This window comes from Anaerotalea alkaliphila, from assembly GCF_010179735.1.
Classification (GTDB): Bacteria; Bacillota; Clostridia; order Lachnospirales; family Vallitaleaceae; genus Anaerotalea; species Anaerotalea alkaliphila.
Map to the genome: position 1 here is coordinate 48,442 of NZ_JAAEEH010000012.1, position 15,807 is coordinate 64,248.

General features: G+C 63.5%; 12 protein-coding genes. All 12 read left to right on the forward strand.

Going from position 1 to position 15,807, the window contains the following annotated elements; all coding sequences use genetic code 11:
* The first annotated feature begins 20 nt into the window (after positions 1–20).
* Positions 21–1,172, forward strand: a complete 1,152-nt coding sequence (locus GXN74_RS05910) for a trans-sulfuration enzyme family protein (RefSeq protein ID WP_162369996.1) — start codon at positions 21–23, stop codon at positions 1,170–1,172.
* Positions 1,166–2,533 carry an O-antigen ligase family protein gene (locus GXN74_RS05915; protein ID WP_162369997.1) on the forward strand — a complete coding sequence of 456 codons (1,368 nt, stop codon included), beginning with the start codon at positions 1,166–1,168 and terminating at the stop codon, positions 2,531–2,533. The genes GXN74_RS05910 and GXN74_RS05915 overlap by 7 nt, the downstream gene beginning before the upstream one ends.
* Positions 2,534–2,955: 422 nt before the next feature.
* Positions 2,956–4,038, forward strand: coding sequence for a Fe(3+) ABC transporter substrate-binding protein (locus tag GXN74_RS05920; protein WP_162369998.1), 1,083 nt, complete (start codon positions 2,956–2,958; stop codon positions 4,036–4,038).
* Between the two features lie 58 nt (positions 4,039–4,096).
* Positions 4,097–5,749 carry an ABC transporter permease gene (locus GXN74_RS05925; protein ID WP_162369999.1) on the forward strand — a complete coding sequence of 551 codons (1,653 nt, stop codon included), beginning with the start codon at positions 4,097–4,099 and terminating at the stop codon, positions 5,747–5,749.
* Between the two features lie 53 nt (positions 5,750–5,802).
* Entirely contained in the window at positions 5,803–6,423 is a 621-nt protein-coding gene (locus GXN74_RS05930) for an ABC transporter ATP-binding protein (RefSeq protein WP_162370000.1), read from the forward strand.
* Between the two features lie 157 nt (positions 6,424–6,580).
* Positions 6,581–7,684 carry a diguanylate cyclase gene (locus GXN74_RS05935; RefSeq protein WP_162370001.1) on the forward strand — a complete coding sequence of 368 codons (1,104 nt, stop codon included), beginning with the start codon at positions 6,581–6,583 and terminating at the stop codon, positions 7,682–7,684.
* Positions 7,685–7,789: 105 nt separating this feature from the next.
* Positions 7,790–9,013, forward strand: a complete 1,224-nt coding sequence (locus GXN74_RS05940) for an MFS transporter (protein WP_162370002.1) — start codon at positions 7,790–7,792, stop codon at positions 9,011–9,013.
* A gap of 64 nt (positions 9,014–9,077) precedes the next feature.
* Positions 9,078–10,910, forward strand: a complete 1,833-nt coding sequence (locus GXN74_RS05945; protein ID WP_162370003.1) for a cache domain-containing sensor histidine kinase — start codon at positions 9,078–9,080, stop codon at positions 10,908–10,910.
* Positions 10,907–12,487 carry a response regulator gene (locus GXN74_RS05950; protein ID WP_162370004.1) on the forward strand — a complete coding sequence of 527 codons (1,581 nt, stop codon included), beginning with the start codon at positions 10,907–10,909 and terminating at the stop codon, positions 12,485–12,487. The genes GXN74_RS05945 and GXN74_RS05950 overlap by 4 nt, the downstream gene beginning before the upstream one ends.
* 135 nt (positions 12,488–12,622) lie before the next feature.
* A complete protein-coding gene (locus tag GXN74_RS05955; protein ID WP_162370005.1) occupies positions 12,623–13,936 on the forward strand; it encodes an ABC transporter substrate-binding protein in 1,314 nt (437 codons plus the stop codon).
* 121 nt (positions 13,937–14,057) lie between these two features.
* Complete coding sequence (locus tag GXN74_RS05960; protein ID WP_212505721.1) at positions 14,058–14,918, forward strand: carbohydrate ABC transporter permease; 861 nt, start codon at positions 14,058–14,060, stop codon at positions 14,916–14,918.
* Complete coding sequence (locus tag GXN74_RS05965) at positions 14,918–15,748, forward strand: carbohydrate ABC transporter permease (RefSeq protein WP_162370006.1); 831 nt, start codon at positions 14,918–14,920, stop codon at positions 15,746–15,748. Before GXN74_RS05960 ends, GXN74_RS05965 begins: the two co-directional genes overlap by 1 nt.
* Positions 15,749–15,807 lie beyond the last annotated feature (59 nt).

Genomic DNA, 15,807 nt, shown 5'->3' on the forward strand with positions numbered 1-15,807 from the left:
AAAGGACGGGTATGAACGACATGGGAAAAGAGAGAAAGCTTAGCATCTGCACGGAGGTGGTCCACGGGGCCCAAGGGTATGATCCTACCACAGGAGCGGTCAGTTTCCCCATCTATCAGAGCGCCACCTTCCGCCACCCCGGTCTGCACCAAACCACGGGCTACGACTATTCCCGGCTCCAGAACCCCACCCGGGAGGAGCTGGAGAGGACCATCGCCAAGCTGGAGGGGGGGCGCTTCGGCTTCGCCTTCGCAAGCGGCATGGCGGCCATCTCCACGGTGCTGGCCCTCTTCCGGCCCGGGGACCACATCGTCATCACCGACGACCTCTACGGGGGGACCTACCGGATCTGCGAGGAGGTCTACCGGCGCTACGGCCTGGAGTTCACCTATGTGGACCCCCGGAACCCGAAGGAGGTGGAGGCGGCCTGCAGGGGGAACACCAAGGCCATTTTCGTGGAGACCCCCTCCAACCCCATGATGAAGGTGGCGGACCTGGGGTGGATGGGCGCCCTGGCGGAAAGGGCTGGCCTGTGGCTGATCGTGGACAACACCTTCCTGACCCCCTACTTCCAGAGGCCCCTGGAGCTGGGGGCCCACATGGTGGTCCACAGCGGCAGCAAGTACCTGGGGGGCCACAACGACACCCTGGCGGGGCTGCTGGTGGTGGACGACCCGGAACTGGCCGAGCGGCTGGCCCTCCTCCAGAAGTCCGAGGGCGCCGTCCTGGCCCCCTTCGACTGCTGGCTCCTCCTCCGGGGCATCAAGACCCTGGCCATCCGGCTGGAGAAGCAGCAGGAGAACGCCCTCAAGATCGCCCGCTGGCTGTCGACCCATCCCAAGGTGGAAAAGGTCAACTATGTGGGGCTCCCCGAGCATGAGGGGCACCAGGTCATGAAGGCCCAGGCCTCCGGGTTCGGGGCAATGATCTCCTTCAACGTGAAGGAGGTGGGGCTGGTGGCCCAGGTCCTGGAACGGGTGGAGACCATCATTTTCGCGGAGAGCCTGGGCGGGGTGGAGAGCCTGATCACCTACCCGGTGGTCCAGACCCATGCGGCCATCCCCGAGGGGATCCGGAACCGGATCGGGGTGACGGACACCCTACTGCGCCTATCCGTGGGGATCGAGGCGGTGGAGGACCTGATCGCCGACCTGGAGCAGGCCCTATGCTGAGGGGGAAGACGCTTCTGGACAAGCTGTTCCAGGGGAAGACGCTTCTGGCCCTGGTGGTGGGCCTGGTGCCCCTGTTCCTGTTCCCCACCATGACGGTACTGGACTTTAGGAACACCCTCTATGTGGATATGGAGCTGCACTACGGGGGGAAGGTCCTGCTCTTGGGGGTGCTGGTGGCCCTGCTGGTCTACAGCGCCTACAGGGAGCAGACGGCCACGGGCAAGTGGCCCCTGGTGGACGGGGTCCTGCTGGCCTTCGTGGGCTGGACCTTCCTGACCGCCCTGCTGTCGGAGCACCGGCTGACCGGCCTCTTCGGATGGCCCTGGCGGTGGCAGGGGGCCTTCACCCATCTGCTGTACCTGGGGGTCTTCACCTTTGCGGCCCACCACGGGAGAGGGGCGGCGGCCCGGGGACGGCTGCTGGACGCCGCTTTCCTGGCGGGGGCCGTCACCGCCCTGGTGGTGGTGGCGGTCTACCTGGGGGCGCCGCCCCTGGAGGTCACCGTGGGGGGCACGGACTTCAAGGTGGGATCTCCCATCGGGAACCGGAACTTCCTGGGCAGCTACCTGTGCATGCTGGCCCTGGCGGCCATGTTCCGCCATCTCCAGGACAGAAGCGGTTCGAAAAGGCATTTCCTGCTGACGGTGCTGCTGTTCGCGGGGCTGCTGGTGTCCCAGACCCGGGGGGCCTGGCTGGGGTTCGCCGCCGCCCTGCCGGTGATGCTCTTCCTCCTGCGGGGGGAGTGGAGGCGGATCCGCAAGGGGTTCCTGGCCCTGCTGGGCAGTTTCCTGCTGGTGGCGGTGCTGTTGGACTGGGCGGGGGCCGGCCGGCTGGGGAGCCGGATCGACAACGCCCTGGACCAGGTGGAGATGGCCCAGGCAGGGGATGTGGCCCAGTTGGGGACCTCCCGGCTCTACATCTACCAGCGGAGTCTGGAGGTGTTCCTTGCGAACCCGGTCTTCGGGACGGGACCGGACAACCTGGCCCACCACATCCAGGTCTCCGAGGAGGACAATGAGACCTACTTCGGGGGCGGGGTGGTGGCCATCCTGGACAAGGCCCACAGCGAGTACCTGGAGTATGCGGCCACCCTGGGGCTGCCCGGGCTGCTGCTCTACCTGTGGTTTGCAGGAAGGCTGGTGCTGGGGGCCATCCGGCGGAAGGACCGGCTGGACCCCGTCCAGTGGGGGGCCCTGGCGGGTGCGGGAGGCTACCTCCTCCAGGCCACCTTCAACATCGGCACCATCGGGGTGCTGCCCGTCTTCTACTTCCTGGCCGGACTCCTGAAAAAAGGGGGAACGGAGGGAATGCAGGGGAAGGAGCAAACGGATCAAATGCTGGAAACACCGGAAGACGCCTGAACAGGCGCCCTCCGGTGTTTTTTTGTCCTATTATAGGAAAGTCCTCAACGAGGGGATGCAGGTGGAGCATCCGCATCCCCGTCGCGGAGACTTTCCTTCCATGAGAAATTGCTTCGCAAACGAGGCGGAGCCGCTTTTCTCGGAGGGGGCGGTTCTTTTGGACCACCCAGGCCCGTAAACGATGCGGAAGAACCGTCCCTGGGCATCATCCGGGCATCTTCCCTCCAATCGGAAGGAAGGAAGCATGGATAACATATAAAAACCATATTGTTTATATGAATTGCCTGTTGACAAAGTGCGGAACCTGTCCTATAATCAAAAATACCTGATATTGAGAATCAATCTCAAAAAGACCCGGTCTCAGGAAGGGCAAAACGAGAGAAGCAACCTACAAACATAGACCCATCGATCAGGAGGACAACATGATAAGATTCAAGACGATCCGCGCACTCGCATCCGCACTTCTGGCAGCCGGCATCCTGGCTGGATGCGCGGGCAACAGCACCCCGACTTCCCAGGTGGAGGCCGGCAAGTCCGCGGCCCCGGCCGACGCCGGCGTGGTGAACCTGTACACCGACCGGCATTACGACACCGACGACGCCCTGTACGCCAAGTTCAAGGAGGAGACCGGCATCACCGTCAACGTGGTGAAGGGCAAATCCGACGAGCTGATCGAGCGGCTGAAGACGGAAGGGGCCGACACGGAAGCCGACCTCTTCGTCACCGCGGACGCCGGAAGGCTCCAGCGGGCCAAGGAGGCGGACGTGCTCCAGGCCTTCGGGAGCCAGGCCGTGAAGGACGCGGTGCCGGAGAACCTCCGGGATGCGGACGACCACTGGACGGGGCTGACCAAGCGGGCAAGGGTCATCGTCTACGCCAAAGACAGGGTGGACCCCGCAACACTTTCCACCTACGCCGCGCTGGCCGGCCCTGCATGGAAGGGCCGGGTGCTGGTCCGCGGGGCGGACAGCATCTACAACCAGACCCTGGTGGCCTCCTTCCTGGAGCTCGACGGGGAAGAGGAGACGGGCGCCTGGGTCCAGGGCATCGTGGCCAACATGGCCCAGGACCCCCAGGGCGGGGACCGGGACCAGGCCAAGGCCGTGGTGGCCGGCGTGGGAGACGTGGCCATCATGAACACCTACTACCTGGGGCTGATGCTGAAATCCTCCGACCCGGAAGAGGTGAAGGTGGCCGAAAGCGTGGGCGTGTTCTTCCCGGACCAGGAAGGGGACGGCACCCACATCAACGTCTCCGGCGCGGGCATCGTGAAGGCCTCCAGGAACAAGGGGAACGCGGAGAAGCTGCTGGAGTTCCTGACCAGTCCCGCGGTGCAGAAGTTGTACGCCGAGGAGAACGCCGAGTATCCGGTGGTCCCCGGGGTGGAACCCTCCGAATTCCTCCAGGGCCTGGGCGGATTCAAGGAGCAGGGAGTGCCCCTGCACCGTCTGGGCGAGCTGAACAGGGAGGCGGTGCAGCTGCTGAACCGGTACGGCTGGAAATGACCCTGCCGGGAATGGTCCGGCCTGAAACCCCGCACAACCAAGAAAAGGGCAGATGTCTATGAACGCTTTGAACCAAAACAGGAAGGTCGGCTATGGTCTGTTGCCGACCTTCCTGGTCATTCTCTTGCTGAACCTGCCGGTGCTGGTGATCCTCCAGCGGGTGGGGTTTGGCCCCAACGAAAACTGGGAGCATTTCAAGGAGTTCCTGCTGGCGGACATGGTGAAGGGGACCCTGCTGCTGGTCCTGGGAAGCATGCTCTTCACCGGGCTGGCGGGGGTGGTCCTGGCCTACCTGGTGACCATGTTCGATTTCCCCCTGAAGGGGCTGCTCAAGTGGCTCCTCTACATCCCCATCACCATCCCCCCCTACATCGCGGCCTACGTCTACACGGGGATGCTGGGCTACACCGGAATCCTCCAGAAGACCCTCCGGGCCTGGGAGGTGGAGGTCCAGCCAGGCTGGTTCAACATCATGCACATCCGGGGGGCAATCTTCATCTACACCATCACCCTTTACCCCTATGTCTACGGCATCGTCCGCGCCTTCCTGGAAAACCATTCCGGAGGCTACATCGACGCGGCCCGGATCCATGGCTGCGGCCCCCTGCGGATCTTCACCAAGGTGGTCTTGCCCCTGGTCCGGGTGCCCCTGGCGGGCAGCCTCATGCTGGTCATGATGGAGGTCGTCGGGGACTACGGGGTGGTGAAATACTTCAACATCCGGACCGTCAGCTCCTCCATCTTCAGCCTCTGGTTCGGGATGGGGGACGGGGAGGTGGCCATCCGGCTGGCCTTCCATGTCCTGCTGTTCATCCTGCTTTTCCAGGTGCTGGAGGAGGTGCTCCGGGGAAAAAGGAGGTTCAACCAGTCCGGTTCCCAGCCCCGGGGGATCACCCCCAAGGTTCTTGGGGGAGGCCGGGGCTGGGCCCTCACGGGGGGGCTCTTCCTGTTCTTCGCGGTGGCCTTCCTGTTGCCCCTGGCCCAGATGTTGGGCTGGTCCGTCCTGGCCTACCGGCAGGTGCGGCTGGAGAACCTGGGGGCCGTGGTGGGGAACACCCTGCTCTTCGGGAGCCTGGCCGCTGGGCTGGTGGTCCTGCTGGGCGTGACCGTCTCCCACTACCGGCGCTGGTACGGGGACCGGGGGAAGCAGGTCCTGGGCCGCCTGACCCAATCGGGCTACTCCATCCCGGGGGCGGTGATCGCCATAGGGGTGGTCACCACCTTCGTTTCCCTGGACAACTTCCTGCATCCGGTCTACCGGTTCTTCGATCCGGAGACCAGGAAGCTGGTCCTTTCCGGCAGCGTGGCCATGCTGGTCTTCGCCTTCGTGGTCCGCTACATGGCCGTGGGCTACAACAGCGTGAACGCCGCCTTTTCCCGGATCGGCCGTAAATACAACGATGCGGCCCGGACCCTGGGACGGAGCCGGGGGGCGGCCATGCTGGGGGTGGAGCTGCCCATGCTGAAGAACTCCCTGGTGGCGGGGTTCCTGCTGACCTTCATCGACATCCTGAAAGAGCTGCCCCTGACCCTGCTGCTGCGGCCCTTCAACTACAACACCCTGGCCAGCCGGGCCTACGAGTACGCCAACGACGAGCGGATCATGGAGGCCTCCGTGCCCTCCCTGCTGATCGTGCTGGTCAGCCTGGGAGGGGTGGCGGTCCTGGCCCGGCTGAGCGAGAAGAGGACCTGCGGCAAGGAAACCCCATGACAAGGAAGCCGCGCGACAAGGAAGCCGTGCGGATCAGGAAAGGAGCAAGAGGCATGCAATTGAGGATAAAGGACCTGCAGTTCAAGTTCAAGACCATGGACAAGCCCCTCTTCCAGGGGTTCGACCTGGAGCTTGCGGAGGGGAAGATCCTGGCCGTCCTGGGACAGAGCGGCAGCGGAAAAAGCACCCTCCTGCGGATCATCGCCGGCCTGGAAGACAGGGCCGGGGGGACCATCCAGGTGGGAGGGCGGACCTTCCAGGACAGAAGGCGTTTCCTGCCCGTGGAGAAGCGGAACATCGGTTTCCTTTTCCAGGACTACGCCCTGTTCCCCTTCCTGACGGTGGAGCAGAACATCGGCTTCGGCATGAAGCGGAAGGACAGGAAGCGGACGGAGGAGCTGTTGGAGCTCACCCGGCTGGAAGGGCTGGGGAAAAGGTATCCCCACCAGCTCTCCGGGGGCCAGCAGCAGCGGGCCGCCCTGGCCCGGACCCTGGGGGCCGAGCCGGCCCTCCTGCTCATGGACGAGCCCTTCAGCAACCTGGACACCGCCCTGGTGGCGGACATGCGCCGGGACCTGAAGGAGATCATCCGCAAGAAGAACATGACCACCATCTTCGTCACCCACAACCGGGAGGACGCCGAAGTCCTGGCCGACCAGTGGCTGGAGCTCTAGGTTGGAACAAGGGGACGGTTCTTCCGTACCAGTCCATCAGGACTGGTACGGAAGAACCGTCCCCTTGTTCCATTTCCTGTTGACAAACGTTCCGGACTGGCTTAGGATTTACTATTGAAGCCACAAACGGATTTGCACAGGCGGGAGAATCGGCAAAATGGTCCAAATCATAAAGGGTTTGCTCTTCAACATGGCAACCATCACGTCCATCGTCATGTTCGCCAACATGCTGATGCATGAAAAGCATCTTTCGGTCAACTGGAAAAACAACGTCCGCAACGGGTTCCTTTCCGGAATCCTGGGCTGCATCCTGATGCTCCTGAGCGTCCCCATCACCGACCAGGTGATCATCGATTTCCGGTGCATCCCGGTGATCCTGATGGCACTGTACGTGTCGTTCTTCGCCGCCATGGAAACGGCCTTGGTCATCGGCATCTTCCGCCTTGGGTATTTCGGGGTCAACAGGGCCTCTTTGGTCGCCTTTGGGGTGGTCCTTCTGGCCGGCGTGGCATGCGGCCTGGTGGGCAGGACCTCGTTGCGGATGCGTACGAAATGGCTGCTGTCGGTGGCCTCCGTTTGCCTGGTCACAGGGGTGGGGATCCATTCCGTGCTGGAGGGCCATCCGGACCGCCCCTACATCCTGCTGGCCTATCTGGCCCTGCTGGCCGGGATGTCCACGGCCATGCATTTCTTCACGGAGTACATCGCCGCCTTCAACCGGAAGATCCAGAGGATCAGGGAAGAGGCGGAGGTGGACCATCTGACCGGTCTGAAGACCCCCAGGCAGTTCGAGAGGAACCTGAAGAAGCATCTGGCGGCGGGTGGCCTGTCGGGAAAAGGCGTCTCCCTTCTCTACATCGACATCGACTATTTCAAGAACATCAACGACCGGTACGGGCATTCCAGCGGGGACCTGGTGCTCCAGGAACTGGGCGCCATCCTGAAGAGGATGGGGCGCAGCCGGGACATCGTATTCCGGAAGGGGGGAGAGGAGTTCACCATGCTCCTGGTGGACTGCGGGCTGGAGCAGGCGGCCCTGGTGGCGGAACGCATCCGGAAGGCGGTGGAGGAGCACGGGTTCCAGCTGCCCGACCACGGGTGCATCCATATCTCCGTCTCCATTGGGGTGGCAGCCCTGGAGGAGGCTCCGTCAGCGGTGGATTTGCTGGAGCGGGCCGACCGGGCGCTCTACCGGGCCAAACAGGCGGGGCGGAACCAGGTGATGGTGGCCGGGGAAGACGGGGAAGCCGGCCGGGCCTAGCTGGAAAAAAAGATGGACCGTCCCCTCGGTCCGTTGCCCTCCTTGCCATCCGGCCTTTTTTGTTGTACACTGGGGTCATCCTGAAGAAACAGCGAGGTGCGACCTATGGCAACCATTTTCCTACTGATCATCTACATGTCCTTCATCAGCCTGGGGCTGCCGGATTCCCTCCTGGGGGTGGCCTGGCCGGTGATGCGTCCCGGCTTCGGCCTGCCCCTGGAGGCGGCGGGGGCCGTTTCCATGACCATCGCCGTGGGGACCATCCTCTCCAGCCTGGTCAGCGGCCACGCCACCAAGCTCCTGGGCACGGGGAAGGTGGTCCTGGGCAGCTGCATCCTCACCGCCGGCGCCCTGATGGGCTATTCCCTGGCCCCCGGCTTCGGCTGGGTCGTGGCCCTGGCCGTCCCCCTGGGCTTCGGCGGCGGGGCGGTGGACGCGGCCCTGAACAGCTACGTGGCCGCCCACTACAAGGCCCACCACATGAGCTGGCTCCACTCCTTCTGGGGGGTGGGGGCCACCCTGGGGCCGGTGGTCATGGCGGCGGCCATGGGGTCCGAGGGGAACTGGCGCATGGGCTACCGGGCCACCTCCCTGATCCAGTTCGGCCTGGTCCTTGTCCTGCTCCTGTCCCTGCCCCTCTGGGCAAAAATGGAGAAGCTGCACCATAAGCGGCGGGAAGCCGCGGGGCTTGCGGAGGCTGGGGACGGCCTCCAGGACCAGGGGACGGCGGCCAAAGGCCCCCTCCAGGTGCCGGGAGTGAAGTTCGCCCTGGCCTCCTTCCTCTTCTACTGCGGGGCGGAAACCACCATGGGCCTGTGGGGCAGCAGCTTCCTGGTCCAGACCCGGGGCCTGGCCCCGGAGACGGCCGCCCGCTGGGTCTCCTTCTACTACGGGGGCATCATGCTGGGCCGGTTCCTCACCGGCTTCCTCACCTTCCAGGTCTCCAGCAGGAGGCTGGTCCGGGCGGGGCAGGCCGTGGCCATCCTGGGGGCGGCGGCGCTTCTGCTGCCCCTCCCCCCGGTCCTCCTCATGGGAAGCTTCGTCCTCATGGGCCTCGGGTATGCCCCCGTCTTTCCGGGGATGATCCACGAGACCCCCCGGCTCTTCGGCTGGGAGCACTCCCCCAAGATCATAGGCTACCAGATGGCCTTCGCCTATGTGGGCGTGACCTTCTTCCCGCCCCTCTTCGGCTGGATTGCGGCCAGGACGGACCTTGCGGCCATGCCAGTCTTCCTGCTGGCCTGCCTGGGAGGGCTGGCCGCCAGCCAGCTGCGGCTGTCCTTCATCGACGGCGGCAGGAACGGCAACGCGGGTGCCAGGCACCATTAACGAACCGTGAACGGATGTTCACGGTTCGTTCACGGTGCCTGGCACCCAGGAAAGGAGGCATCCCATGGGTTGGAAGTTCAAGAGCATCCGCGCCCGGCTGCTGGCCACCCTGCTGCTGGCGGTGGGCATCCCGGTGCTGCTCTCCTCCATGTTCCTCTACGGCAACACCCGGAGGACCGTGCTGGCGGGCACCATCTCCGAGACGGAAAAGCTGCTCAACGCCGGAAAAAGCAACATCGAGGCCTATTTCGCCCTGATCGACAAGGCCTCCCTGGAGATCTACGGCACCAAATACAAGGACAGCTCCATTTTCTCCCTGGCCAAGAAATCCTACGGTTACGACACGGAGCTCTTCGTCTTGCAGACCCTCTACTCGATCTACGGCTACGACCCGGACATCCTCCAGGTCTATTTCCATTTGCAGGAGCACCAGAAGGCATTCCTTTTCAAGGAGAACATGATCGCCCGGGGGGACGCAGCGGGGAACCAGCTTTCCCCCCTGGTGGAGGACGCCCGGCTGACCTCGGTCCACGAGAGCACCGACTACGGCATCCCCCACATGGTCAAGTCCCAGGGCCCGGTGGTCTCCTTCCAGCGGAACATCTACGACATCCCCACCCGGAACATCCTGGCCACCGTCAGCATCGACCTGAAGGCCAGCGTCTTCCAGCGGCTCAGCGCTGACCTCTTCGACCCGGACATGGAATCCCTGGTCTGGGTGAGCCTCCCCGAAGGCAGGGTACTCTACGACTCAAAGGGGGAGCGGACCGGAAGCCTGCTGGACCAAGGTCTGCTTGCCCGGGCCATGGCATCCGTCCAGGAGGGGAAGGGGAACTTCCACTGGAGGGAGGGGGGCCAAAACAACCTGGTGGTGGTGGACACCGTGGCGAACGGGACCATCGAGCATCTGCTGATGAAGGAGATCCCCGACCACCGGATCCAGTCCGCGGTGAACGAGCTGGTGGAGTTCGCCCTGGTGAACGTCCTGGTGACGGGACTGATGATCGTCCTGGTCTCCGTCCTGCTCTCCTACCACTTCTCCCGGCCCATCGGCGAGCTGCTGGGGACCATCTCCCGGATCCGGGCGGGGAACCTGGAGACCACCATCCCCGTCCGGAAAAAGGGGGAGGAGGGGGATGAGTTCGACCTGCTGAAGGACCACTTCAACGAGATGATGGACTCCATCAACCGGCAGATCCACCTCCAGTACAGGCTGGGTCTGGAGAACACCCGGAACGAGCTGAAGGCCCTCCAGGCCCAGATAAACTCCCACTTCATGAACAACATCCTCCAGTCCATCGGCACCGAGGCCCTGAAGGAGGGGAACCGGAAGGTCTACCGGCTCATCGTCCAGCTGGGGAACATGATGCAGTACAGCATGCGCAACCAGAACCAGATCGTCCCCCTGGAGGCCGAGCTGGACTACTGCCGCAGTTACCTGGAACTCCAGAACCACCGGTTCGAAGGCCGGATCGACCATGAGGTCCAGGCGGAGGAAGGGGTCCTGTCCCTGCCCATCCCCAAGGTCACCCTCCAGCCCGTCCTGGAGAACTGCTTCATCCACGGCTTCGGCAGCGAAGGGGAGGGGGGGCGGATCCGCATCCGCTGCAGCCGGTCCGGGGACAGGTTCCAGGTGGAGGTGGAGGACAACGGCACCGGGATTCCTCCGGAAAAAATGGCGGAGCTCAACCGCATGTTCCGGATGTCCGTCGGGAAGGAGACGGAAGAGGCGGACGCCCTAAGCGCCCCGGGCCGGATCGGCCTGGCCAACGTCCACCGCCGGCTCCTGTTCTACTACAAAGGCAAAGGCAACCTGACCATCCTGCCGGGAAAGGAGGGGGGCACTTCGGTCCTGCTGGACCTGCCCGTGTCCCCCCTTTTGGAGGAGAGCAGATGAAGATTCTGATCGTGGACAACGAAGCCCATGTCATCGACGCCATCCGGATGCTCATCGACTGGAGCGCCTTCCCCCCCATGGAGGTGCATACGGCCCGGGACGGGGAACAGGCGGTGGAGCTGGTCCGGCGCCACAAGCCCGAAATCATCCTCACGGACATGAAGATGCCCCGGATGGACGGCATGGCCCTGCTGGAATGGCTGGCCGAAAGCGTCCCCCAGGCCAAGGTGGTGGTCATCAGCGGCTACAACGACTTCGCCTACATCCAGCACACCCTCCGCCACGGAGGGCTGGACTACATCACCAAGCCCATCGACGAGGTCCAGCTGAACCGGGCCCTGGCCAAGGCCGTCCAAGCGGTGGAGCGGTCCCGGTCCGCCAGCCGTCTGGAGCGGGAGCACCAGCGGGGGAGGGAGCTCCAGTGGGAGCAGGAATGGCTCGTCTTGCTGGAGGACCCCCTCCACCACCAGGCAGAACGCCGGTCCGTGGAGGCCCGCTGGGGCATCCAGGCAGGCAGCCCCCTGGTCCTGGGGGTCCTGAAGGTCCAGGAGCTCTCCGGCCATCTCCAACGGCAGTTCGGGAACAGCCTGGAGCTCCTCCAGTTCGCCGCCAGGAACGTCTCCCAGGAGATCCTGGAAAAAAGGGGGGTCAAGGCGGCCGTCTTCAGCGGTCGGGGCCAAAAGGGCCGCCTGGTGCTGGTGTTCCTCCAGGAAAAAGGCGTGGAAGGGGCCTTGGAGGAGATCATGGAGGCCCTGGGCAGGGTCTTCGACCAGGCCTTCGTGGCCGGCCTCAGCGGCACCGGCCTTTTTCCCCAGGACCTCCCCCGGCTCTACAAGGAAGGGGAGGAGGCCCTGGCCCACAGGAACCTCTGCCGGCGGGAGGCTCCCGTCGCCCGGTTCCGGGAGGCTGTGCCAAGGGAGACCCCTCCCCTGCGGGAGCATCTGGAGGTCTGGAAGGAAGCCCTTCGGGAGGGGAGGACGGAACCCATGGCCGGGGACCTTTCGGCCCTCTTCGGCCGGTGGGTGGCCGAAGGCTTCTACTCGGAGCGGATGGTGGAGGAGCTGCTTTCGGAATACCAGGTCCTGCGCAAGTACCTGGTCCCGGAAGGCGCCTGCCCGCCCATGCCCCCGGGAGGCCTGGAGGCCCTGCGCTCCCTCAGGACCAGGAAAAGCTACGGCCGGATCCTGGAGGCCGTGCAGGAGGCCCTTCTGGGGGACTTGGAATCCCTGGCCCGCTGCTGGCGGGAAAGGCGGGAGGTGCAGAACCCCGCGGAGCAGGTCCGCAGGCATCTGGAGGAACATTACCGGGAGCCCCTGACCCTGGACCTTCTGGCCCGGCAAGTCCACCTCTCCCGGGAGCACCTGGCCCGGTCCTACAAGAAGGCCTTCGGGGCCACGGTCATGGACCACCTCCTGGAAATCCGCCTTGCGGAGGCCCGGAACCTGCTGGAAAGGACGGACCTGCCGGTGAAGGAGGTGGCCGCCCGGGTGGGGTTCGAGGACCCCAAATACTTCAGCAAGGTCTTCCGGAAGCAGACGGGCATGCGGCCCACCGATTTCTCCGGTGGACGGTCCTGACCCGAATGGATGGAACAGGGGTCGGTTCTTCATCAATATCTTCCACCCCATCCGTCAATGGAATCGGTTTTACGGCATCCTCCGTTGGTCTATACTTGTCCTAGCAAGTAAAACAGACAAACGGAGGATTTTATTATGAGAAAAGCGATGGCACTCATCCTGGCGCTGGCCCTGCTCCTTTCCCAGGCAGGCTGCGGCAAGGGGGACACGGACACGGAAGCGGCCGCCGGCAACGGGGCATCTTCCCAGGAACAGGTCACCCTGGAAATTTTCCAGTTCAAGGTGGAGATCGTGGACCAGTTGGACGCCCTGGTGGCGGACTTCGAGGCGGAATATCCCCAAATCGACGTGGTGCTGGACACCGTGGGGGGCGGGGGAGACTACGCGGGGGCCCTGCGCAGCCGCATGAACTCCGGGAACCATCCGGACATCTTCAACGTGGGGGGGCCTTCGGAGCTTGCCCTGTGGGCCGACTTCCTGGAGCCCCTGACGGACCAGCCCTGGGTGGAGAACAGCTTTGACGGCACCCTGGACATGATCACCCGGGACGGGGAGGTCTACGGACAGCCCTACAACCTGGAAGGATACGGTCTCATCTACCACAAGGACCTGTTCGAGCAGGCGGGCATCGACGCCGCTTCCGTCCGGACCCTGTCCGACCTGGAGAAGGTGTTCGCCACCCTGGAGTCCAAGAAGGCCGACCTGGGCATCGAGACCGTCCTTTCCTATTCCGTGGGGGACAGCGCCTGGTGGACCGCCGCCGTACACACCATGAACGTGCCCTTCGCCATGCAGGAGGACCCCGTCGCCTTCGGGGACGGCCTGGACGCAGGGACGGCCAGCATCGTGGGCAACAACCGTTTCGAGGGGCTTCTGGACCTGTTCGACCTGCTGTTCCAGTACAGCTACCGGAACCTGCTGACCGTTTCCTATGACGACCAGGTGGCCAACTTCGCCATGAAGAAGACGGCCGTCCTGCACCAGGGGAACTGGACCATCGGCATGCTGAAGGAGATCGACCCCGACCTGGACATGGCGTTCCTGCCCATCCCCCTTTCCGACGACACCGCCTGGAACGACGGCAGCATCCCCGTGGGCGTACCCAACTACTGGGTGGTGAACAGCCAGACCACCGACGCCAAGAAGGAGGCGGCCAAGCTCTTCCTGGACTACATCGCTTCCAGCGACCGGGGCGCCAAGTTCCTGGTGGAGGACTGCCAGTTCATCCCGGCCTTCTCCAATGTGGACCTGGAGCCGGCGGATTCCCTCTCCGCCTCCATCATCGAATACAGCAAGGCAGGGAAGACCATCCCCTGGATGTGGCCCTACTATCCGGCAGGCTACCTGGACGTGCCCATCAAGGACAACATCCAGCTCTACTACCAGGGCAACATCACCAAAGAGCAGTTCCTGGCCAACTTGGACAAGGCCTGGCAGGACATGAAATAAGAAAGAGGACTGGTACGGGGGGACGGTTCTTCCGTACCATTTCTTGCGGGATGGTACGGAAGAACCGTCCCCCCGTACCAGTCGTCCCCACCAACCAAACCCAATCTAGGAGGGAACCGTTTTGAACAAAAAGTTGAAGAAACACCTGGTCTTCTGGCTCTTCCTGACGCCTTCGCTGCTGGCCTTCCTCATGGTGGTCGTCCTGCCGTTTTTCAGCGGCGTCTACTATTCCTTCACGGACTGGAACGCCATCCCCGGCCGGGAGGTCGGCTTCATCGGTCTGAAGAACTACCTGAACGTGTTCCAGGACGTCCAGGTGCTCAAGGCCCTGGGAACCACCCTGGTCTACGGCACCTATTCCATCATACTGATCAACATCGTGGGCTTCTCCCTGGCCCTCCTGGTCACCCAGAAGATGCGCTCCGCCAACCTGCTTAGGACCGTCTTCTTCATGCCCAACCTGATCGGGGGCCTGATCCTGGGCTACGTCTGGAAGTTCGTCTTCCTGAAGATCGTGCCGGTCCTCTTCCAGACGGACTTCACCATGCTGGAAGCCACCCAGACCTCCCTGCTGGCCATGGCCATCGTCTCCACCTGGCAGATGGGCGGCTACATCATGGTCATCTACGTGGCGGCAATCCAGGCCATCCCCGAGGAGCTGCTGGAGGCGGCGGACATCGACGGGGCGGGCCCCGGGCAGAAAATCCGGAACATCGTCTTCCCCCTGGTGGCTCCGGCCTTCACGGTCAGCCTCTTCATGACCCTTTCCAACGCCTTCAAGATGTTCGACGTGAACGTCTCCCTGACGGGAGGGGATCCCGCCCGGTCCACGGAGCTGCTGGCCCTGGAGATCTTCTCCAAGGCCTTCAAGGAGCTCAACTTCGGGGAGGGCCAGGCCCAGGCGGTGCTCTTCTTCATCCTGGTGGCGGCCATCACCGCAGTCCAGGTCACCATCACCAAAAAAAGGGAGGTTGAAATGTAATGAGAAAGAGAAAACTGCGCCTGGGGCTCCTGGAGCTCTTCGGCATCCTCCTGGCCCTGCTCTACATCTCCCCCTTCTACATCGTCTTCGCCAACAGCGTGAAGACCAAGAAGGACATCCTCACCAACACCATCGGCCTGCCCGTGTCCATCGCCCTGGAGAACTTCCCCATGGCCATGGAAAAAATGGATTTCCTCCAGGCCTTCACCAATTCGGCCTTCATCACCACCGTGAGCCTGGCGGGACTGGTGCTCTTTTCCTCCATGGCTGCCTGGGTCCTGGTGCGGAACAAGACCCGGATCAGCGGGGCGGTCTTCATGCTCTTCGTCCTGGCCATGCTGATCCCCTTCCAGGCGGTGATGCTGCCCCTGGTGGACCTCTTCGGGGCCAACAAGCTGGACCTGCTGAACAGCCGGATGGGCATCATCTTCATGTACCTGGGCTTCGGGTCCAGCATGTCCATCTTCCTGTTCCACGGCTTCGTCAAGGGGATTCCGGTGGACCTGGAGAACGCGGCCTACATGGACGGCTGCAACGTGTTCCAGGTGTTCTACCACATCATCCTGCCCCTGATCAAGCCCATCTCCATCACCGTGGCCATCCTGAACGGGATCTGGATCTGGAACGACTTCCTGCTGCCCTCCCTGGTGCTCCAGGAAAAATCCGTCCGGACCATCCCTCTGGCGGCCCAGTACTTCTTCGGCGCCTACTCCAAGGACTGGCACTACGCCATGGCAGCCCTGACCCTGGCCATCATCCCGGTCGTCATCTTCTACGTCATCGCCCAGAAGCAGATCATCAAGGGCACCATCTCCGGGGCGCTGAAATAGGAAAAACGTGGTATACTGTAGGAAAGACCGACGCCGGTGCCAGGCACTGTGAACGGATG